Source organism: Verrucomicrobiota bacterium (assembly GCA_016871495.1).
Lineage (GTDB): Bacteria > Verrucomicrobiota > Verrucomicrobiia > Limisphaerales > VHDF01 > VHDF01.
The window spans coordinates 1-20,497 of record VHDF01000092.1 but is presented as its reverse complement, the minus strand read 5'-3'; the positions used below and the strand labels follow the sequence as shown (position 1 = coordinate 20,497).

Below are 20,497 nucleotides of genomic sequence, written 5' to 3'. Positions count from 1 at the left end.
GAGAAAGACAGGACGAAGAACGAGACCTATCCTTTATGGATCTCGTGAGTGATTCGTCTTCGGAGCGCGACTGTGCTGAAAGCCACTCGCAGCAGCTTCGCCAACCCGGGACTCGCGGAAAAACCCAGTGCGTCTCGATGTTCGGATGTTGCTGCGGCTGGTCTGCGACACAGCCGCGCTCCGACGTCTTCGGAGGGCGACTGTGCTGAAAGCCACTCGCAGCAGCTTCTTTTGGGCCTGAAGGGAGACTTCTCCCACACCCGCTCCAGGGGAGAACAGGTGGTGCCGATTAGTCGGGAGCATCCTCCGCTCGGGCAATCCCACGCAGCTCTTTTTGCTCCAGCTTCAACGAAACCACCCGCGACGCTCCCAACGACCAGTACTTGATGGGACCGGCTGAATCCCTTAGCTTACCCTTCGCGTCGCGCGAGTGGCGAAATGGCAGACGCGCCAGACTTAGGATCTGGTCCCGCAAGGGGTGGAGGTTCAAGTCCTCTCTCGCGCACCAATTCCCAGGGATCCCCTGGGAAAACTAAGGGTTATAACGCACCCGATAGAACTTCTGGGCGCCTCCTGAGGGGGGATTCGGATCAAATGCCCTCACCACGGTGTTCGTCTTCTCCAAATTGATGACGTTCGTCAGAGAGATCCATTGGTTGGAGGAAAGGTTGGACTTGCATTCCACCGTGTATTCGAGCTGAGGAGCGGCGTTCCAGGCAATGAAGGTGGTCGCCGTAGCCAAATTCGTGATGCCGGCGGAGAGAATGCGGACTCCGTCAAAGGGAGATGGGTCCACGCGATTCACCAGTCCGTCTCCATCGGAGTCGATAGTGGCGCTCGTGAAGACCGACTTGTTCACCGTAAACTTTTGGCCGTTCGCGAGAGTGACATTGGTCGAACTGAGCGGGCCGGCGAAGCTTCGCGCCCACTGCACTCTTCCATCAAAGGCCCCATCCAACCCTTCCACAGCAACATTAGCCGCGCCAAAGTAGAGTTTAAAGCCGGGTTCCAAATTAAGGCTCGTGCTCAGATTCGTGGCGTGATTCGCCAACTCCAGAAAATCCACGTAGATCGCGTTCTTCTCGCTGGTGCCCCGGAACGTGAACCGGGAATTGAAGTCTCCGTCCAAAATCAAATTGCCGATCACGACATTATTCGAAAATCCATCGGCTCCCGGGCCGCGGTCTTTTCCGGCCCAAACATGCTGCACATCGACATATCGCGGCGCGATCGAGCGAATTTTCGTTCCAAACAAGTCTCCCTCGTGCGGACTTGAAAGAAGGTTGAACCCGTTGTAGACCGTGACGTTGTTGCGCGCATCCCCGCCGCCATCGCTCAGTCGCTCGGTCGCCTTCAAGTTTAGGCTGCCCAAGGTATAATTAATGCCCGCGAGCGCGCCTGCCTGCATCGTGACATTTCGAATCTTGAGATCAGCGCCTTCCAAATGGATGTCACCGGAACTGCTGGCTCTCCCTCCGCTCAGCTTGATGCTATTCGCCGAGAAAGAAAGCGGACCTCTCCCGATATTAATCACACCGACACTTTCCAAAGATTCCCCCGCGAGAGACATCGTAGTGGCTGCGATGGTGCCCCGGTTGAAGAAATTTTGGAGCAGCGGAACCCCGTTCGTATCCTTCTGAACAAGCTCGATAGCGTTCCCGACCTGAAAAGGCCCCCCGTTCGTCCAATTCCTGAGCCGGGGAACATTGGTGATATCCAGGTTCGGATCCCCCGTCATGGCCACCAGGGAATTGGTGGTGGTGGTCAAGCTTTCGGAGTCGATGATTAAATTGCCGGACACCGAGAATTTATCCGCAATCAGGATGCTGGGTCCCTTGAGTTTCACCTCGCGAACCCCCACCGAGCGCAGGGTGCTAAAGAGTGGATCAACGATGAGGGCGTGACATTTGACATCGATGGTGTTCGTCACAAAACCAGCGGGATCCATCGGATCGGCCGTGTTCGTGTTCATCACGCTCAACAACTGATTGGTGAACACGGTGCTGTAAATATTAACCAATCCGTCCAAGCGTCGAATCGATTCGGGAATGACATTGGAGATGGAAAGCAGCGAATTGGTGGTGGACAGGTCAAAAAAGACCTGGGGCGAGTCGATGCGAGTGGGCGCCGAGCCCTGAACATTGTCGGCCTTGATGCTCAGGAGTCCGTCGGACTTCAGACGAAGAAGGCTCAAGTCAAGGTTCTTGGCTTCAATCTGCACCCTTCCCGGCAAATTGGTGGGATCGTTGAGCACCGGTGAAGTGAGAAATCCCGCATCTTGAAACCCACCGAAGTAGAATCCGCCGAAGAATCCTGAAGCAGCGGCCGCCGCGGAGCCGACTTGAGCGGAGTAAGCGGCGTAGGAATTCGTGACCGTCGTGCTGGGAAAATCGGGTGAAACGAAAAGCGTGTTGGCAAAAGGCGCGTTACCCTCGGCCGCGGCTCGCCACTCCAATGGGGTTGACCGTGAGATTTCGAGGGTGGAGGGCCGCAAGATGGTGTCCGAAAACAGGTTGGTGAGGTAGATCAGATTGGTGATGACGGCGGTGCTATCAAGAATATAGATAAAGTTGGTGGCGGGCAACCCGGTGACGGCATCGATATCCCAAAGACTCAGCTCCACGATGGGCATCCTTGCATCTCGTGTCGCATCCGGGTCGGTGCTTCGGCCCCATTTCACTTTCACGGCGAAATTGGGATCCGGATTATTCGTCGCGACGAAGACGGCCTGATGAGTATAATTGGAGGGGGTGACGCGATTGGTCATCGCCCAGGCGGCGTATATGTTCGGTGGACTCCCCACCGTGACCCGGTTTGTGCGCAAATTGTTCAGGACCTCATGCCTTCCGGACGTCGGCGCCGGCATTTGAATCAGCGATGTTTCAATGCTCCCCCGTCCTTCGAAGTTGTTATTTGCTCCGATACCCGCATGAATTTCCGAAACCCCTTCTGCAGGTCGATAAAGGGAATCCCCCAACAGCGTTCCTCGCATGCCGGGTGTAACCAAGCCTGGAATGTCCCCGCTGCGGAGTCCCCCGCGCGCAAGATTGACTTGGTCGCCTTTGATGCTGAGCAAGCCATCTGCAGTCACCGTGAGGTGACCGGCATTGACCACGTTCGTGGCGGAGATGAGCAAGTAGGAGGTTGGAAGGGTCAACGCAACAGCCCCACCGAAGCTGATGCCCGAGTCGCCGAAATTGAAGCTTGTATTGCCAGCTGAAACCGATCCTCGGTTGATGAAATTGGCCGCCGGCACCCTGCCGCGTTCCGTCGAATACGAGAACTGAAAGCCCACCCCGCCCTGCATCAAGGCGTTGGCTGCATTAGTGTAGTTGAGCGTGTTGAGTGTTTCGTAAGGTTGAGTGACTGAAACAGTGAATGTCCCGAGGTTATGAAGAGCAGCCGCGTCCACCTGAGGAGTATTGACACTGCCCCGATTCTCATAAAGTGGTACGGTTTGGGCGGCAGCCGCAAACGGAAGAGCAACCCAAGCGGCAGCGAGAAATTTGTTGATCATAGTCCGGATAAACGTCTCCACGTTAAGCTATCTGGCGCCCCCTACAAGGTTCTCAAGTTCCCGAATGCTTGCCCCTAGCGGATAAAGCGTAGGCGCGTTCGTTGAGCTGTCGAATGAGCCCCACACAAAGGAGTAGCCGAAGGAACCTTCACCGAGAAAGCTTGGCTGGGCGTTCAAGAAAAACGGACCCACACTGTTGTAGGTGAGGACAACAGGTCCCCGGGTCACGCCAGGGCCATCGAGTTCCTCCGTCCCGTTCTGCTGGTCGAGATTCACATATCCCTCACTGCGAATCGCAAAGTAGTAATCATCGACATTGGGGCCCCCACCGGGACTCCGTCCTGACAGGTCGGCTGCGGAAATAATGATGTCAGGTGTAAGCATGATCCGCGTGGCCACGCCTGTCCGCATTCTTCCATTGAGCACGACCGAGTCGGCAAAGGTATCGAGAATGGGATCTACCAACTGGCCGAGCAAGGAGTCGTAATTGAGGCGTCGAAAAGTCAGTTTTCCCACTCCGGGGCGAAGGCCGATCGTTCCTGTGGCGTTTTGGGGGGTGTTGTTCGTATTGAGCACCCCTCCACCCAGAGTATTCGTGAGGGCGTTGGTCGAGAAAATCAGCGCCCCCCAGGGTTGGAATCCGGAAGACAGCCCTCCTCCACTGAAGGTGCCATTCGCCACGAAAAGCGATCCCCAAGGATCGGATTGACCCAGAAGAAGTGGTGCCAGACCACCGCCTCCACCGCCTCCACCGCCTCCAACCCCTCCACTGCCTGGAAACAACGAACTGATGGTGTTCGTGCCCAGGTCTTCGACGTTATAGTTTCGGGAATTGTAAACATAGCGAAGGCCGCCGACGTCATCCCGAGTCAAGCCCGTGTAATAGGTGCCGAAGGTAAAGCGGCTGTAGGTCCAGCCAAATCCGGTCGCCACAGAATCCGAAAAAACCAGGGGATCGACGGGACGGTTGACCGGGTAGGCGATCGGTGCGTCTTGATTGTCGAAAATGGTCAAGTAAGTCCACAGCGCCCCGTTGATGTAGGAGGAGGGTTGAAGCGTTACCGGGTCGAAATTCCTCTTGATGACGAGGTAGCTCGTCCCATTGTTTGCAGTCCATCGTGATCGCAGGGTAAACACATATCGCGTCGGATCCCCCAGCCCAAGTTCCTCCACCATCGTTTGCAATGCGATGGATTTCACATCGATCATTCGGAGGGCTTGGGCCTGATAATTCACCCTTTGGCTGTAGAGCGGAAAGGAGTCGATATTCACGTCGTTCATCGAAGGAAGGTCGTTCAGGATTCTCATCGCGGATTCGACGGCATCCACCCCTCGCTGGCCAAAATAGTTCAAGAAGGATTCATCAAAGGTATAGTAGATGTTGGGTTCGTTCCATCGATACTCCTCCCCGATGTTCATGGGTCCACCGATGGTGTTGACTTCCCTGCCCCATGTGTAGCCAATGCTGTCAACATGGTAGGCTGCATACTCCCCCTGCAAGGAGAAGGCATGGATCCATACCGGGGAGATGAGCCCCATTGCAAGGGCGGCCAATCTTGCGAGTGCGCGAAGCATAAATGTTATCGAATTCTTACCACCCGGAACATGCTGACTTGACTGGATTGGTTCACCAGAACGGAATCCGTGTTTCCAGCGGCGAAACGGCTCGCCCCCACGTTCGCCCAGTTCTGGGCGTCCGCCGAGCTTTGGAGCTGATAAATGAAGCCGGGCTGAGTATTCCAAACCACCATGAGTCCCTGCCCGGTCTGCCGGAGTTCCAGTTTCAATGAGCTCCGAGGATCCTTGGGATTCGTTCCGGCCAGAAATTCCCGGAAGTTCGTCGCGCCATCGCCGTCAAAATCATCCGCTCCGCCTGTCCCCGAGGCAATGGTACTGTCCCAAAAGGAAGCCTGCCAATCGTCCGGGAGGCCATCTCCGTTGCTGTCTTCACCCCAGGTCTTGGCGCTGGAAGGGGCGGAAAGAACGGACTTGGTCCCGTCAGGAAGTTTATAGGCTAATCGGAATGCGTAGGTGGACTCAGGCGCAAGCCCGGTCATCACGTGAAAATTGCCATTGACGGAGATGGTTTGATCACCCGCTTGAAGCTCATAGCTGGCTCCGGGATACCCCGGAAGTTCCGGCCAAGTGACGAGAATCTTGGAAGCACTTAATGCATGCGCGTTGGGAGCGGGGGGCTGGGGCAGGGAAGCAGCCGAACTGTAACGCTGCGCGTAGAGATCGAAGGCGCTTCCGATCGAAAATCCCGACCAAACGACAAGCAGGTTGTTCTGGCCATCCGAGGCCGGCACAGCCTGGATTTGCTTGTTGGCCGTGGAAGTGTTCACTTGGAATTCCTCGCCCAGGACTAATCCGTCTGAACCCAAGACCCGGGCGAATACCCCTTCCATGGAGCCATCCTGTGCCAGGCTTGTCCAGGTCGCCACGTATCCGGATTGAGTCGCTGCAACCCTGGGTGAGAACTGATCCCCGTAGATTCTGCCATTCATACGGGTCACGGCTCCCAAGGGAATTCCTTCCGGATTGAATCCGCGCACGACCACGTCCCAACTATCAGTGGAGCCGGCGCTGTCTTCTCCCCAGACCAGGACGAAGCCATGATTGGCATGAGTCGCGATCGAAGGATGGGCACACACGCGAGAACCCGTGTTCACGGTGAATTCCGGCCCCGCAGGCGATGCGTCGGCCTGGAACAGACGTGCCAATACGTCCACGGCAAAAATGTTCTGACCGGCGCTGCGTTCTTGAGGGACACCCGCCGGGGCACTTGCGTCAGTCGTGATGCCCCGAGATCGCTCTGAGATCCATGTCACTAAGAATCGATCCCCGCTCAGAGCGCCCACCGAAGGCGTTCGCTGATTGTACATCGTGGATTCGTTGACTTGGAATTCCTGCCCTAGGTTATTGCCCTTGGAGTCGAGTATCTGGCCGTAAACACCCTGCAAATGACCATCTTGGCCGTGGCTGCCCCAAACGACGACGATGTTCCCGCTCGAGAGCACCGCGACCGAGGGTTGAAGCTGATGCTGTTCGGTGAAAGTATTGACGCGCAGATCTCCGGTGGCAAAGGTCCCGTCGGCCTTCAAAATCCTGGCGTAAACATCCTGAAAACCCATTGGGCCGCCTTGCCACACGACGACGGCACCCCCGTCTTTGAGCAAAGCAATCTTTGGATTTTCTTGATCCGCCGTACCGTTTTCATTGATGCGGAAGGCACTGGGCGAAGGTAATCCGTCAGCAGAGATCCGGGCCGCGCTAATTCCGAGACCGTCACCGTCCGTAAAATGATCCTGCCAGATCACGAAGCCACCCTGACTGCCGAAGGCGGCTTGGGGGAATACTTGATCTCCTGGGCGTGATCCCGCAATGCGGTACTCTGATCCTTGAGGAGCCAAGGCCGCGTTGAGAGAGGACCCGAGAGCGAGCGAAACGATGCCGCAGCAGAGAGCGCCCTGTTTCCCAAATCGCATGAACTTTGGCATAGTCCGTTCAAAACTACTGAAGTGATTTCGCATTTCCAATGTGAGTCCGATGGCCCAGCGCTTGGCTAAGTCAGACAAAGTTCAGGTTGTTCTCGCTCGTTCGAGAGTGTGTCAAATCCACGCGCCAAGGAGTTGAATCCCCACTGGGCACAAAATCCCCGCCAGGACACCGGGCAAAACTGCCCTAAATCACAGGCCTTGAAATCGACGGGGACTGGTATTTCCGTACGCAAGGCAATAAGCTCTTGATTGCGACCAAGGGACGATGCATGGGACACGATCGCGTGCCGCAGCCTTTCCGGCATCAGGGTCCCTGTTTGATTCAGGATTTCTTGCAGCGTGCCATATTTCCGGAGCAAGTCACTTGCCGTTTTGGGACCCACCGAAGGGACGCCTGGTATCCCGTCCACGGAATCGCCCATCAGGCTGAGCCAATCGACAATTTGCTGCGGTTGAACGCCTGTCTTGGCGAGAACCTCGGCCGGCCCAAAAGTAGACCCCGCTTCCTGCCCAGGCTTGATGAGGTGGACTCGATCCGAGACCAATTGCATGAAGTCCTTGTCGCTACTGGAGATGAGCACGTGACCGTGCTGTTCTGCGAAATTCACCGCCGCTTTGGAAATCCAGTCGTCCGCTTCCACCCCTTCCTGCATCCAGGTGGCGAAGTGGCCTGACCGTAGCCCTTCTGCAATCGCATCGATCTGGGAGTCGAGTGACTCGGGCATGGGGGGCCTTTGCGCTTTGTAAGCCGGGTGAAGGGCGACCCGTTTCGCGTCGAGACCTCCATCCCAAATGACCGCCAAGTGGCTGGGCCGGTGCTGAGCCATCAAGCTGATCAGCGACTTAAAGAAGCCGAAGACGGCATTCGCGGGCTGTCCCGTTCGGCTCTTCAGTTCCCGAATGGCAAAGAAGGAGCGATAAGCCTGAGCGTGGCCGTCGATGAGCATCAGCGTCTGCGCGGAATGCTCTGACTTTTCGATCATGGCTGATGGGATGCGCTCGGACATTGCTGCAAAGCCACTCAAATGTTGATTGCTTTGGATTCGACTGCCGTGCCGCTGATCTACCTCGTGGGCGCCATGGCTTTTTGGATCGGGACCACATTAGGATCGTACGGCAAGCGGTCCGGGGAATGGATTCGATTTCCGGAGGGATCGATAATGGTCGGCGTGACAAAGATGACCAAGTTCTTCTTCTTCGCGAAGTTGGATTCGCTGGTGAAAAGTTTGCCCAAGAGCGGAATATCGCCAAGGACCGGAACCTTGTCTTTGGTCTTCCGGACATCTTCTGAAATCAATCCGCCAAGAACCACGGTCTGGCCGTCCCAGACGATGGCATGAGTAATGACTTGACGCACGCGAATCCGGGGCAGTGGTGTTTCCGCGGTCAGAGCCGCTCCGACTGTTCCGCCCACAGCGAGCTGGCTGACCGCTCTGAATCGACCCCCGATTTCGTCGTAACCCAGAAACTCCGTCATGACCGGAAGAATGGTCATCTGGACGGTGAACCCATCGCTCGAGACGTAAGGAATGACGTCGAGACTGGGGCCGGTGGGAAACTGCTGAGTTGTAAAGGTCAGGTTTTGTTGGGCCGCGTTGCCTCCTCCAGCTCCGGTATTGGCATTCGCGCCACCACCGCCCACCTGGCCTCCCGTGTTCAGACCGGTCACGATGGTCGGAATGTCCACCGCAGACAACTGGGCTTGTCTTCCACTGAGTGCCACGACTTTGGGCGCCGCGAGGATATCAGCTCCCTCTCGTTGCTCAATGGCGCGAAGCACCATTCGGAACTGTGGATCTGTGAGAATTCCCGTCATCGTCATGACCGCCGGAATCGAGCTGTCCGTTCCGCTGATGTTATTGAATGAATTTCTGAGCCCGGTGGTCAGCAAAGTGTCTGATTCGGCCGGAAGCGCGGTTGGAATGCCTGCCGTTCCTGGAAAAATCCCGCTCGGATTGGCGGGCGAAGACGCGCCTGGGAAGGACGGGGCGCTTCCCCCCTGGACACCCAGCTTTCCACCAAGGCCGAGCATGTTGCCCACGCGCCAGTCTGTACCCAGGGCTTTGGTGTCAGACTGGGAAATTTCCGCGAATTTGGCTTCGATCAGGATTTGCGGGGGTGCGGCATCCAGCACGTGAATGGCCGCTTCGATGATGTCCAAATCTGTTGCGGTGGCTCGGACAAACAGATCGCCGCTTCGATCGTTGTAAAACACGGCCTTGCCCTGCGCCCCGCTGAGGCTGTTGGTCCCGCCCAGATCGACACCCGCACTGGTGAAAAAGTTCCTCACCAACAACTGGACCGTATCCATGGTGTTGGTTCGGGTAAGGCCCGTAATTCCGAAACCGGTTGTTCCCTGGCCTCCGGCACCGCCGCCACCTCCGCCCCCGCCGCCAACACCCCCACCCTGGCCACCCTGGCCAAGAAGACCGCTGACATCGACGCGAGGCACGGTGACCAAACCTCCACCCTGTCCGCCCGCTCCACCGGCCCCACCGGCACCACCACCACCACCACCGCCGCCTCCCGCTCCGCCGCCCCCTTGCCCGCCGCTTTGGGCGAAATCCAAGCTGAGTCCGGAGACGCTTTCCAAGCCTTGCAGGAAGGTGTTGGGATTGACCTTGAAAGTGCGGGTGAACAGGGGAAGTGGTTCCGGAACTTTGACCGAGAAAACCACGGCCCAATCCGTGACACTGTACTTCACAGGCTTATCCGTCACCATGGTGATGGCTTCGAGCACGTCCGCGAGCCTCATATTGCGGAGGGCCGGATCAATGGAGACCTGAATGGTCTTGGGGTCGGGGGTTTCCGTGGGCTGAGGTTGCGTGGGCTGGCCCGTGTTGGGGTCGAATCCGCCGCCCAAGGCCGGCTGCTGCAAGGTCACTCCCACATCGATCGGAGAGACGATGAAATTGATGCCGACTTTCTCCGGGTCGCGCAAAATGGAGTTGGTGGTCAGATTCCGCGCCACATCGATGAGCGAAACACCGGGAAAAAAGACTTCGTCCAGACGGATCTTGTCCAACTTGGCGTAAATGGCCTGCCTTCCAGCGCCGGTGTAAACCGTGTTCGTTCGCGCAAAGGGGTTAGAAGTGGGAAGGTTCAGCCTTTGCGTGGGTGCTGTCCAAGCCTTCTGAACATCAAGCAGGGCATCCGTTCCATCGAGAATTCGACGGCGTCCGACCTCATTGCTCTTCGCATTCTTGACGAGGGTCAGGTAGTAAAAGGCAGCCCGATTCGTGGGTTCTTCCTTGATCGCCTCATTCAGCTTGGCTTCCGCTTCATCCAACTTGCCGGCTTGGTAGAGGACAATGGCGTCCTGGACCTTGGTGCCTGTCTTGATATTCTGGTCCTTGAATTCCGGGAGCCGGGCCATGGTGTCCTCGCTCGGCACGCGTCCCTTTTGCGCTTCCAAGCCTCTGTCCACTTCTTTCTTGAGAGCAATGGCTTTGGAATTGAGGGGATCGATGCGGAGGACGCGGCTGACTTGTGCGTCGGCTTCCTTGAGGTTGCCGCTCTTTTTGGCCTTGTCGGCGAGGGTGAATCGCACGGAGCTTAACCCGCCGATGGTTTGTTTGCGCTCCTGTTCGATGCCGACCCCAATCCGCATGACCAGAGTATAGGCCTCCTCGTACAGTTTCGCGGATGAGGCCAAGTCATTGCGCTTCTGGGCGGCTTGAGCATCGGTCAGGGTCTTGCGGAGGAGAATCGTGGCTTCCTGCCTTCGAATCGATTCTTCTTCGGCGGTCTGGGCGATGGACTGCTGGGCGGCGACGGGGGTCGCGGCGTGTAGAAAGAGGGCCAGACTCAGAGTGGTAGTGACTGCTTTGATCATGGGCTTGGGTTTGTTTGAAAGCAAAAGGGGCAAAAAAGCCTTACGGTTCCAGCGCGCCTCGGAACCGGACCGTGGTGTTTTTGCCGTTTGATTTGGCCGACAATGTCACGTCTCGATCGGTGATGGCAACGAGATTGTAGGTCTCGCCGCCGAAGGTGATCTTGTCGTCCTTCCTCATTGCGATCCGGTTGATGTTTTCCGGAGGATAGTTGAGATCGACCATGTAACCGGTGACGGACTTATGCTCGGCTTCGCGAGTCACTTTGAACTCGCGATTTTCATCGGTCCAGACCAGCGTGAATTCGGTGGGATTATCCGCAGGCCCCTTGATTTCTTTGAGGAGGAGGCCTTCCACTCTGCCACCGGGGGTCAGATAGACAGGCACTTTTCTACGTTTCCCGACGCTCTTGTCAGCTTCGCGGGTGAGTCCAAACTGGTAACGGGTGGTGCCGCCCGCGGCATTGACTCCTTCGAAGGCCACGATGAGGTGCAACGGGGTGACTTTGGTCACGTTGACGGCCGCCGGTCCGATTTCGTTACCGGAGGACAACTTGATGATGGAGCCATCGCCTTTGCGGATCCATTTGACTGAATTGAAGAGATTGTTGGTCCCGGTCAGCACCACGCGCGGAGGATTCTTGAGCTTGGCCACTGCCAGTTCATTGGTCGAAAGGTCCACGGTCTCGTACTTTTTCGCGTTCGGCGGATTGACCACGACACGTTCTGTGTCGGCGATTTTTTCCTCCACCGAAGTCATTTGGAAGTACATGAAGGCGGTTCCGCCGACCGAGCCCAAAAGAACCAAACTGAGAATCAGTTTTTCGTAGTGCTTCTTTAGAAAATCCATGCGCCAATTAGGCTTTCGTAAGCTTGACCACTTCGATCAGCAGTTTGAATTTGACCTTGCTCTCGTCGATATGCGTTCCGGGGGCCTTTCCGGTTTGAGGCTGTTGGACGGCTTGGACCATCGGAGTCATTCCCATGGGAGGCCGGTAGTTGCCCATGCGGCCTCCTGCCCCGCCCCCCCTGCCTAAGAGGCCATAGCGAGCCGCCATGCGGGGATCCATGCCCATGCCGCCGTAGCGGGAGAGCACCGAGGAGGGCATCGAAGTCGTGGACTCGCCGCCTTCACCGGATTGCTCGTCGGTAGTCGAGAAAACCTCCATACTGACGGACTTCACATTGAAACAGCCGGGAGCCCGGAGAAGTGCTTCCATCACGGTTGCCAGTTCCGCTGAGAAACCGACGAACGTGGCTTCATAGGTGGAAGAGATGGCGTCGACCGTGGAATTGGTCTTCAGCTTGTAATGCATGAGATACTCCTCGCCGCCAATTTCCGGATCATCGGGCGTTGGGGATCGTCGGAAGCTGATCACCTGATTGACACGCGCGGCGATGAGGGCCTTCGCAATTTGATCGACATCCTCGAGTTGGGACATCAGGAGCGGAATGTATTTTGATTTGAATTCGACTTTCTTGCGCTGGTCGCCGAATCCAAAATTAAACTGGGGCGGCAGGCTGACGCTGACATTTTTCGCCGCGCGCTCGAGGTTCCCAATCGTGTTCTCAAGTTTCGATTTGTAGGTGGACGGATCGACGGTGTTCGAGACTTGGATGATCGAGAAGTGTTTGGATTTCAACTCCGAGAGGAAGTTGGTCACCCGGGTTACATCTTGTTTGGCCGCTTCGATGTTGTTGAGTTTATCTGTCCCAGGGTGAGGTTTACGTTCCGCGAGTTGGTTGAGCAGATCGGTTTGTTCCTGCAGTTTGGCGGCGGATTCCCCGGCTTTCTGCATGTTGTCCCAGAGAAAATAACCGGCGACACCGAGCAATCCCAACGCGACCACCCCGATGAGGACGAGGCCAAGATTCTTTTTGATCCAGGGCATAGGGTGATTAGAGCTTGATCGGCTTCTTGAGCTTCAAGACCACACCAAAACTGAAGGTGGGTTCCGTTTCGGTAACCACGCCTAACTCCTTGGAAAGTTTCGTGCCATTGGTGCCTTCCAGGAACGGTTTGAGCAGCTCGTGGTTCTGCAACTGATGCTGAAAATCGAAGGCGAGCTCGGTGTTGGCCGAACTCCGGATTCGCATATTATTCACCCCACGGCAGACCGCATTGATGATTTTGACTTCGTTCGTGTTGCCGGATTTTTTCTCTCCGCCATCGGCGGCGGGATCCCCGGTTGCGGCGGGATCTGCGGCAGGATCGCCTCCCGCAGGGGGCCGCATAATGAGGCCGTAGCGTGCCATCATGCGCGGATCCATCATGTACCTCATCGGGCTGGACCCTTCGGTCGAAGATTCACCGGAGCCTGCGTTGGGGTCTTCGGCGGGCAACTCGGGGGTAAAACTCTCGAACCAGAGACCGGTTTCAACTCCGAGCTTCCGGCGGGTGGCTTCCTCGGTTTCCAGCATGACTTTCCGCAAGGCGACGAGCATTTCAGGCCACGTCAAGCGCTCCTGGACGAGCTCACCGAGCACTTCCAACTCCTTCTTCGCGTTGGCAATCTTGGCTTCCTCTTTTTCGAGCCGCTCTTTCTTTTCGTTCAGCGGCACGGCGTATCCTGAGAGCTTCTCGGTCGCTCGATCTTGAACTTCGGTGACTTTGGAGTAGTAGAAACCACCGGCAAACACGACAAGGATCAAACAGAGAGCGGTCGCGATGAAATAAGGTTTCTTCTGACTCAGCTCCTGCCGCTTCAGCAGATGCTTCGGAATCAGATTCAGTTCGACCGGGCATTGGGCCAAGTTGCGCAATCCCAGTCCGACGACTTCAGAGAAAGTATGCGCAACCTTTTCGAGCTCTAAAACTTCCACCGTATCGGACAAGGTCACACTTCGGAAAGGATTGAAGTATTCGATGGGGAGATTGAGCTTCTCCTGGAAGAACTCCATGGCATAGCGCATGACGGAAGCGCCGCCGCAGATGAAGACGCGCTGAGGGGGGGAACCGCCCTGTTGCGTCCGATAGAACTGGATCGTCTGGTTGACCTGAATGTGGAGCCGGGTCAACACTTGGCGGGCAACTTTGGAAATGGCGGCCTGTTTCGGATTTTCCGGATCTTCATAGGCACCGCCCAAGCCGACGAAGCCTTCGTTGATTTTGAACAACTCGGCGTCCGCGAAGCGCATTTTGGCTTCCGCCATGAAGTCCTGCGTTATCGAATTGGCCCCAATGTTGATGCCGCGGGAAAAGACTTTGCCTTTCTCGAAGAAAAGCACGTTGCTGGTCTTGGCTCCGATGTCAAGGAGCATGGAGCAACCTTCCACATCGCCGTAATTAAACTTGAAGGCATTGGCCAGGGCGGCCGGGGAAGCATCGACCAGATGGATGCGCAGGCCGGCCCCTTCAGCGGCTCGATACATGGTTTCCACCAAGTCCGACTTGATGGCCACCAGGAGCACCTCGAGTTCGCCGCTCGCCGTGTTACCCAGGATTTGGTAGTCCCACACCACTTCATTGAGCGGGAAGGGCACATTTTGCTGGGCCTCGTACTGAATGATCTGGGTGACTTTCGAAGAGTCAACCGGGGGCAGCTTGACGAACTTGGAGAAAACGTGAAACCCGGGCGCGCAAGCATTGACTTGCTTGGACGCAAAGCCGCGTTCGGCGATGAGATCCTGCAAGCCTTTCAGGAGGACTCTTTCTCGAGCAGCTTCTTGGGAACCTTCTATCCCCAGCGAGCGAACCCCGAAGCGGAGGAGACGCAAACCGCCTTCGGGCGTCGCCTCGAACTCGGCCACTTTGAGTGTGCCGGCGCCAAAATCGGCGCATAAAAAAGACTTCGACTTTAACATGGTGACTACGTGGTTGCCCGGGGACGATTCACCTCGCACACAGCCCCAAGGCCAAGCGGACGTGAGAAAGTCGTCGGGTCAGTACTGGAAATACGGGGATGGGTCAACACAGAAAAGATCCGGCATCTGAATTTAGGGCTCATGGAGCAATGTCGTCCAAAATTCATTGATTTCAAGCGGCGCAATCCTCGAGACCTCGAATCAGGCAAGGAAAAGAGAGGCCTGATCATCACATCGTGCTCCACAAGCGCGGGCTTTCGCTAGGCTTGCTCATGACTTCGAAGCCAGTCCTCGTCAAAGACACTGGCATAGATTCGATTCCTGACCTCAATCCCTCCTTCCTCGAATCGAACGATCCCGGACAATTGCAATAAATTGAGAACCGGCAACGGAAGGTGATCGTCCAGTGAGGTCCAGCCGGATAAGGCCGCCCGGTAGCTCCTCCATAAAGCCGTTCGCTGCGCGGAGTCCGAGAGCATCCACCGCTTCACAAATTGGAGATTATTGTCGCTCTCCCTCGCTTTCGGGGTCAGGAACAGCTCCCGCACCAAGTCGTCGATCTGTCCAGCCGAGGTAACCTCGGGCCGTTCGGCAATGCTCCGCCCGATCCTCTGGGTGAGGTAAGGGTGGCCCCGGGTCCAATGGAAGACCCGATCCATCATGTCCCTCGCTGACTCGGGTTCTCGCCCCAGGCCGGGTGCGAGCAGAGCCGTCTCGGCTTTTGAGAAATCAGCGAGCTCAATCCTGCGTCCGATGTTGAAGGGCGCGGCCCGGGTGTCCCGCACGAGGTCGGAAGGTGTGGCGACGCCAAGCAAACAAAATACAAGCCGGCCCAATTCCGGATCTTCCGAGCGGGCATTGTGAGCTTCGCGGAGAGCGGCGAAGAATTCATCGGTCGAGAACGGCAAGCTTCGCACCACGTCAAGCTCGTCAATGAAGACCACCAGGGGTCCAGAAAAGCGCTTGAGCACCACCTCCCGAAGAGCCGCGAGCAGCCGCTGAACCGGCCCCAACCTGCTCTTCCGCATCCAAAACTCCTCCAACTCGTCCTCCAATCTCAACTGCCGGCCGATGCGACTGAGCAATCCGTCGTACCATTGCTCAGGGGTCAGGTTGAGTCCCAAAGCGGTAAGGTCTAAAACCACCACGGTCGATCCTCGTTCCCGCAGTACACCCGCGGTGCGGAACATTAAGGATGACTTTCCCATCTGTCTGGAAGTCAACACATAACAAAACTCTCGGCAGGCCAAAGCTTCGTCCAGTTCCCGATCGGCGTCCCGTTCGACGTAGCAGGGACTTCCGCTTTGGAGAGTGCCTTGGTCATAAAAGAAACCGTGGGTTGAACGCCGCAATTCACGCCAATGTCTTTTGGCCAAGGCCGATTCGATGCGTGCGAGGAGAAGCGTTGTGTTGCAAGGTTTCGGAAGAAAATCGTCCGCTCCCATTTTGATGCAATGAACCGCCGTGGCGGCTTCGTCGGCGGCCGAGAGCATGATCACGGGCAGGCCGGAAAGGCTTCGGTCGGCCTTGATTCGCCGCAGAACCTGAAACCCGTCCATTTCCGGCATGACCATGTCGAGCAGGACCAAGTCGAAGGAGTCCGACTTGAGCAACGCCAGCGTTTCTTCGCCGCGAGCAGCCGTGGCGACGTGGAATCCATGTTTGCGCAGACGGCGTTCCAGCATTTCCCGATTCAAAGGATGGTCGTCCACGACCAAGACTTTCCCTCCATCCAGATCGGTCAAATGGGCCACGGCCACCGGACCTTCCACCACCGGCCACGTGGAGTCTTCCGGTTTTGGCATGCCGGCTTGGGGGGCGAAGCAGGCGCGATTCGACCAATTCCAGGAGGACATGGCCGGAGGCGGCGATTTTGGAGAGGTCGGAAGCCACGGTGGCGAGGCCCATCTCCCGGGCTTGGTCCAGGAGCATCTCCGCATAGCCAATGACGTGGTTAACGGGTTGCGAAAATCGTGTTGAGCCTGGGCGAGCTCTTCCTTGAAAGCAGGATTGCGAGCCAGGTCGAGATAGCTGTTGACCAGGGCCAGGAGACGTTCCCCGGATTCATGGATACGGTTGAGGTCAGACGGATATGAATCCCAATGTGTCGAGGGGGGATCTTCCAGGAGCATCTCACAGTACCCCAGAATGTGGTTGATAGGGGTGCGGAGATCGTGCCGCAGTTTCGACAAGTGAGAGGCCGTCGGGACAGGGGGCGCTTGGGATGGGGTGGGATCGGGCATTTTCAAGACGCTTCCGGGCCCAGACGCGCCTCGATCTTGGCGAGCAGGCGGGGGAGCTCGATGGGTTTCGTGTCGAAATCATCGCATCCGGCGGCACGCGCCCGTTCCTCATCGCTTTGCATGGCGTGGGCTGTCAGCGCGATGATGGGGATCGATCGCGTCGCTTCGTTGGCTTTGAGCTGGCGGGTTGCTTCCCAGCCGTCGAGCACCGGCAAGCTCATATCCATCAGGATCAGATCAGGCCGTTCCGTCTGGGCAAGCCGGATCGCTTGCTCTCCGTCCGTGGCGAGGACGATGTCGAATCCGCGCCGGATCAGTCGCCGGCTTAGCATGTCGCGATTCATTTCGTTGTCTTCGACAAGCAGGATTTTGCGCATAGGCAAGGGGGGGCTGGATAAGGTCAAGGGTTGAGCATCTGTTTGGCCGCAAAAAGGCCGCGGATTCGGGCCAGCAATTCTTGGGAATCGAATCCCCCTTTTCGGAGCACTTGCTGGACGGTTCCTTGCAACTGTTGCGTCTCGTTCAAGGAGAGATCCTTCGATGTGACGACGATCACGGGCACAAGTTCATGGTGCGCCTGGACAAGCCAGCGTTCAAGGAATTGAAAGCCGTCCATGACCGGCATCATGAGGTCCAGAATGATCAATCGCGGTGGCATGGATTGCGCCGATTCCAGGCCTTCCTGTCCGTTGGAGGCTTCACGAACCGTCCAGCCTTCCCTTTCAAACAAGCGCCGCAGGAGCTGGCGCGCATCGGGATCGTCGTCGATGATCAGAACGGGTTTGGTCGCACTCGCTCGGATTTGGTGCCGTTCCAACGCGGCCTGTAACTTGGGGCCATCCACGGGTTTGGTGAGAAAGTCGGCGGCTCCCAACGAGAAGGCCAGTTGCTTGTCGTCGAGCACGGTCATCATGACGACGGGAATCGAAGCGAGGGCGGGGGTGGACCGCAGCGCACCCAGCACGGTCCAGCCGTCCATGCCAGGCATGAGGACGTCGAGGGTAATGAGGTCGGGCTTCCACTGGGCCGCAAGTTCCAATCCGGTGGATCCGGAGCGGGCGACCGCCACCTCGTAACCCTCCCGGCTGAGCAAGCGTTGCAACAGTTCTAACGCCTGCGCGTCGTCGTCGATGGCAAGAATGCGGCCCCTCGCCGGGCTGGCAGAAAGGGAAGGTTTCGGCGGTGGCGTGAATTCCGGAATTTGCCGCGGCAATCGGACGGTGAAGATGGAGCCCTGACCAACCGTGCTTTGAGCGCGAATGTCGCCTCCCATCATTTCACAAAATTTCTGGCTGATGGCCAATCCGAGTCCGGTGCCGCCATACTTGGCTTGAATCGCCGCTTCCGCCTGAGTGAAGGCCTGGAAGAGCCGGTTCATTTGGTCGGCATTCATCCCAATGCCCGTGTCGGTGACGGTGAAGACGATGTCCTCGGCGACGGCTTGAACCTGGAGTTCGATTTTTCCGTTCTCGGTGAATTTCGCGGCGTTGCTCAGCAGGTTGAAAAGGATCTGTCGGACTTTCGTCTGATCGCTCCGCATGGAGCTCAGCTCCGGCCCGGCCGCCACGCGAAACGCGTTTTGCCTTCTTTCGATCAGTGGGGCCACGATGGTACGGACTTCTTCGAGCAAGCGGGCGACGGAAAATTCTTCCACGAAAAGGGTCATTTTCCCGGCCTCGATCTTCGACATATCGAGGATGTCATTGATTAAAGCCAGTTGGTGGCGCGCCGCGGAATGGATTTTATCGAGATCGGGAACGATGGCGGCGGCGCCCATCTCGGGAGCTTCCTCGCGGAGCAATTCGGCGTAGCCGATAATGGCGTTCAAAGGGGTGCGCAGCTCGTGCGACATATTGGCGAGGAAGGCACTTTTCCATTGGCTGGCTTTGACCGCTTCCTCGCGAGACCGTTCGGCCTCCTGCTTGGCGGCTCCCAATTCGGCGTTCGATTTTTCCAGGCGTCCGTGGGCCTCGCGCAATTGATCATTGGACGTGGCCAGCAGGGCGGCCTGTTGTTCTACGCGCTGGACGGAGCGTCCGAAAGATCGAGCGAGGTGGACCGAGGTGGCGCCGAAGAAGACGGCGACGCCGAGGTGCGAAAGAGGCATTCCGCCAAAAAAAGGGAACCTCGAATGAAATCAACGAGAAAGCGATGAGCGCGCCCAAGCCGGCGTTGATGATTCGGGCTCCCTCGGCTTTGGCCTTGTCGGCTGCGGACGACAAGCGCAGGACGTGCAACGCGGCGAAAAGGGTCGTCAAACCCGCCACCAAACTGACGAGGCCAGAAAGAAATCCTGGCAGGCCGAATCCCAGCTTATCCAAGGTCAACAGCGCCCCGGAGATCACGGCCGCGGTCATCAAACCCCGGCGCTCCCAGGAAACGTCGAGGCCGAACAGCGTTCGGAAGAGTTCTCCCACCAGGACCATCTGCACCGCGAGCCAAGCGCGCCCCAAGGCTTCGATCTCAGGCGCGGGCCAGCTATTGATGGCGGCCAGTCCGCTGATGAGGGCGAAATAGAAATGGGCGCGGGCGGATTTTTGGAACGCCACGAGCAAGGAATGCAGCAAACAGAAGGCGGTTAAGAGTCCCGCGAGAAAACCTCCGTGGGTTTGGCGGGCGGCCTCGGGAACCACATGCGCATCATTGCCGGGACTGCGCCGCCCCGGAACCAGTTGCTGAGCTTCGAGCGTGGCGTTTCCGACGAGCTTCGCGCCACCGGGGAGGGATGCCGACTCCGGACCTTCCCCCGGCTCAAAATCCAATGAAAGCACGAGGCCTTCCGTGGAAGCCGGTGGCGCTTCGAACATCGTTTGCTGGACTTCACGCGGTGAACGGACCCGGCTCCAGACGCGAAAATTGTCGATCGCACCGGCCAAAGTGGGATCACGCTCCTCGCCCGTCACGGTTTTCCCCAGATAACAACGACCGTCCGCCGCCACGGAAGCGAAACTCCCGTTGAACGAGTTTCCATGGTCATACGGAAGTCCGTTGATATAGACCCGCATGCCGGACGGTCCGCACGTGGCCGCCACATGAATCCAGCGGCCCTTCGCGAAGACGCCGGGCACATCGACCCAATGGAGGGTTTTGGTGGAATCCGCGATGACGAATCCCACGCTGTCCTCGCCTCGCATCATCAAGCTCAGATCGCGGCGCGGCTTGCCGAAATTGAAAATCCGGCGGCGCGACCCTGTGTCATCCAATCGCACCCAGCACTCGAGGGTGGCCTCGGTGAGTCCAGCCAGGGTCTGCACCGGCAGCTCGACATAAGAATTGCGTCCATCAAGCCGGAGGACGTGGTTCAGCGAGGGAGCGGTTGCCGCCCGCGGGAAAACGAGGATCAGCAACGACACCAGCCCAGCCATCGCGAAGCGCGAGTCCCACGCATGTTTGGGGAAAACCCTCGCGGGAAACAGAGTTGCGAGGGAACGCATCATTCCGCGGCGGAAGGTCCCGCGCCTGCGACGCCGGCGGTGGGGGCGTGTGCGGGGAGCGTGATGGAGAACCGCGATCCTGTGCCCGGAGCGCTGCGAACTTCAATCGTGCCACCCATCATTTCGCAGAATCGCTTGCTGATCGCCAATCCGAGGCCCGTCCCGCG

At 57.5% G+C, this 20,497-nt stretch carries 13 protein-coding genes and 1 tRNA gene; 1 reads left to right on the top strand and 13 read right to left on the bottom strand.

Annotation, left to right across the window (positions count from 1 at the left end; translation table 11 throughout):
• The first annotated feature begins 424 nt into the window (after positions 1-424).
• Positions 425-508, top strand: a tRNA-Leu gene (locus FJ404_16425).
• A gap of 24 nt (positions 509-532) precedes the next feature.
• On the opposite strand, the gene FJ404_16420 is transcribed toward FJ404_16425, so the two are convergent.
• From FJ404_16420 to FJ404_16360, 13 genes are all read right to left on the bottom strand, one after another.
• Positions 533-3,517 (bottom strand): hypothetical protein, encoded by a 2,985-nt coding sequence (locus tag FJ404_16420; protein ID MBM3824444.1) that lies wholly within the window; start codon positions 3,515-3,517, stop codon positions 533-535.
• Positions 3,518-3,544: 27 nt separating this feature from the next.
• Positions 3,545-5,092, bottom strand: a complete 1,548-nt coding sequence (locus FJ404_16415; GenBank protein ID MBM3824443.1) for a hypothetical protein — start codon at positions 5,090-5,092, stop codon at positions 3,545-3,547.
• Between the two features lie 5 nt (positions 5,093-5,097).
• Complete coding sequence (locus FJ404_16410) at positions 5,098-7,017, bottom strand: fibronectin type III domain-containing protein (protein MBM3824442.1); 1,920 nt, start codon at positions 7,015-7,017, stop codon at positions 5,098-5,100.
• 65 nt (positions 7,018-7,082) lie between these two features.
• Complete coding sequence (locus tag FJ404_16405) at positions 7,083-8,024, bottom strand: 5'-3' exonuclease (protein MBM3824441.1); 942 nt, start codon at positions 8,022-8,024, stop codon at positions 7,083-7,085.
• Between the two features lie 56 nt (positions 8,025-8,080).
• Positions 8,081-10,876, bottom strand: coding sequence for a hypothetical protein (locus FJ404_16400; GenBank protein MBM3824440.1), 2,796 nt, complete (start codon positions 10,874-10,876; stop codon positions 8,081-8,083).
• A 16-nt stretch (positions 10,877-10,892) separates the two neighbouring features.
• The gene (locus FJ404_16395) at positions 10,893-11,699 is read right to left on the bottom strand and encodes a hypothetical protein (protein MBM3824439.1); all 807 of its coding nucleotides are present in this window, start codon (positions 11,697-11,699) and stop codon (positions 10,893-10,895) included.
• A gap of 7 nt (positions 11,700-11,706) precedes the next feature.
• Positions 11,707-12,741, bottom strand: coding sequence for a hypothetical protein (locus tag FJ404_16390; protein ID MBM3824438.1), 1,035 nt, complete (start codon positions 12,739-12,741; stop codon positions 11,707-11,709).
• 7 nt (positions 12,742-12,748) lie between these two features.
• Positions 12,749-14,653 carry a type IV pilus assembly protein PilM gene (gene pilM / locus FJ404_16385; GenBank protein ID MBM3824437.1) on the bottom strand — a complete coding sequence of 635 codons (1,905 nt, stop codon included), beginning with the start codon at positions 14,651-14,653 and terminating at the stop codon, positions 12,749-12,751.
• 260 nt (positions 14,654-14,913) lie between these two features.
• A complete protein-coding gene (locus FJ404_16380) occupies positions 14,914-16,896 on the bottom strand; it encodes a response regulator (GenBank protein ID MBM3824436.1) in 1,983 nt (660 codons plus the stop codon).
• 2 nt (positions 16,897-16,898) lie between these two features.
• Positions 16,899-17,273, bottom strand: coding sequence for a response regulator (locus FJ404_16375; GenBank protein ID MBM3824435.1), 375 nt, complete (start codon positions 17,271-17,273; stop codon positions 16,899-16,901).
• Positions 17,274-17,296: 23 nt separating this feature from the next.
• On the bottom strand, positions 17,297-19,003 hold the full coding sequence (locus FJ404_16370; protein MBM3824434.1) for a response regulator: 1,707 nt from the start codon (positions 19,001-19,003) through the stop codon (positions 17,297-17,299).
• Positions 18,879-20,333, bottom strand: coding sequence for a LamG domain-containing protein (locus FJ404_16365; protein ID MBM3824433.1), 1,455 nt, complete (start codon positions 20,331-20,333; stop codon positions 18,879-18,881). Before FJ404_16365 ends, FJ404_16370 begins: the two co-directional genes overlap by 125 nt.
• Positions 20,330-20,497: hypothetical protein (locus tag FJ404_16360; protein ID MBM3824432.1), on the bottom strand; the 168-nt coding region annotated here is incomplete at its 5' end. The genes FJ404_16360 and FJ404_16365, both read right to left, overlap by 4 nt.

What these genes read in the sequence shown, in the direction of transcription:
- pilM (MBM3824437.1), bottom strand. Translation starts at nt 14,653, where the DNA reads ATGTTAAAGTCGAAGTCTTTTTTATGCGCCGATTTTGGCGCCGGCACA.
- FJ404_16380 (MBM3824436.1), bottom strand. Translation starts at nt 16,896, where the DNA reads ATGCCCGATCCCACCCCATCCCAAGCGCCCCCTGTCCCGACGGCCTCT.
- FJ404_16415 (MBM3824443.1), bottom strand. Translation starts at nt 5,092, where the DNA reads ATGCTTCGCGCACTCGCAAGATTGGCCGCCCTTGCAATGGGGCTCATC.
- FJ404_16410 (MBM3824442.1), bottom strand. Translation starts at nt 7,017, where the DNA reads ATGCCAAAGTTCATGCGATTTGGGAAACAGGGCGCTCTCTGCTGCGGC.
- FJ404_16420 (MBM3824444.1), bottom strand. Translation starts at nt 3,517, where the DNA reads ATGATCAACAAATTTCTCGCTGCCGCTTGGGTTGCTCTTCCGTTTGCG.
- FJ404_16375 (MBM3824435.1), bottom strand. Translation starts at nt 17,273, where the DNA reads ATGCGCAAAATCCTGCTTGTCGAAGACAACGAAATGAATCGCGACATG.
- FJ404_16390 (MBM3824438.1), bottom strand. Translation starts at nt 12,741, where the DNA reads ATGCCCTGGATCAAAAAGAATCTTGGCCTCGTCCTCATCGGGGTGGTC.
- FJ404_16370 (MBM3824434.1), bottom strand. Translation starts at nt 19,003, where the DNA reads ATGCCTCTTTCGCACCTCGGCGTCGCCGTCTTCTTCGGCGCCACCTCG.
- FJ404_16395 (MBM3824439.1), bottom strand. Translation starts at nt 11,699, where the DNA reads ATGGATTTTCTAAAGAAGCACTACGAAAAACTGATTCTCAGTTTGGTT.
- FJ404_16365 (MBM3824433.1), bottom strand. Translation starts at nt 20,333, where the DNA reads ATGATGCGTTCCCTCGCAACTCTGTTTCCCGCGAGGGTTTTCCCCAAA.
- FJ404_16405 (MBM3824441.1), bottom strand. Translation starts at nt 8,024, where the DNA reads ATGTCCGAGCGCATCCCATCAGCCATGATCGAAAAGTCAGAGCATTCC.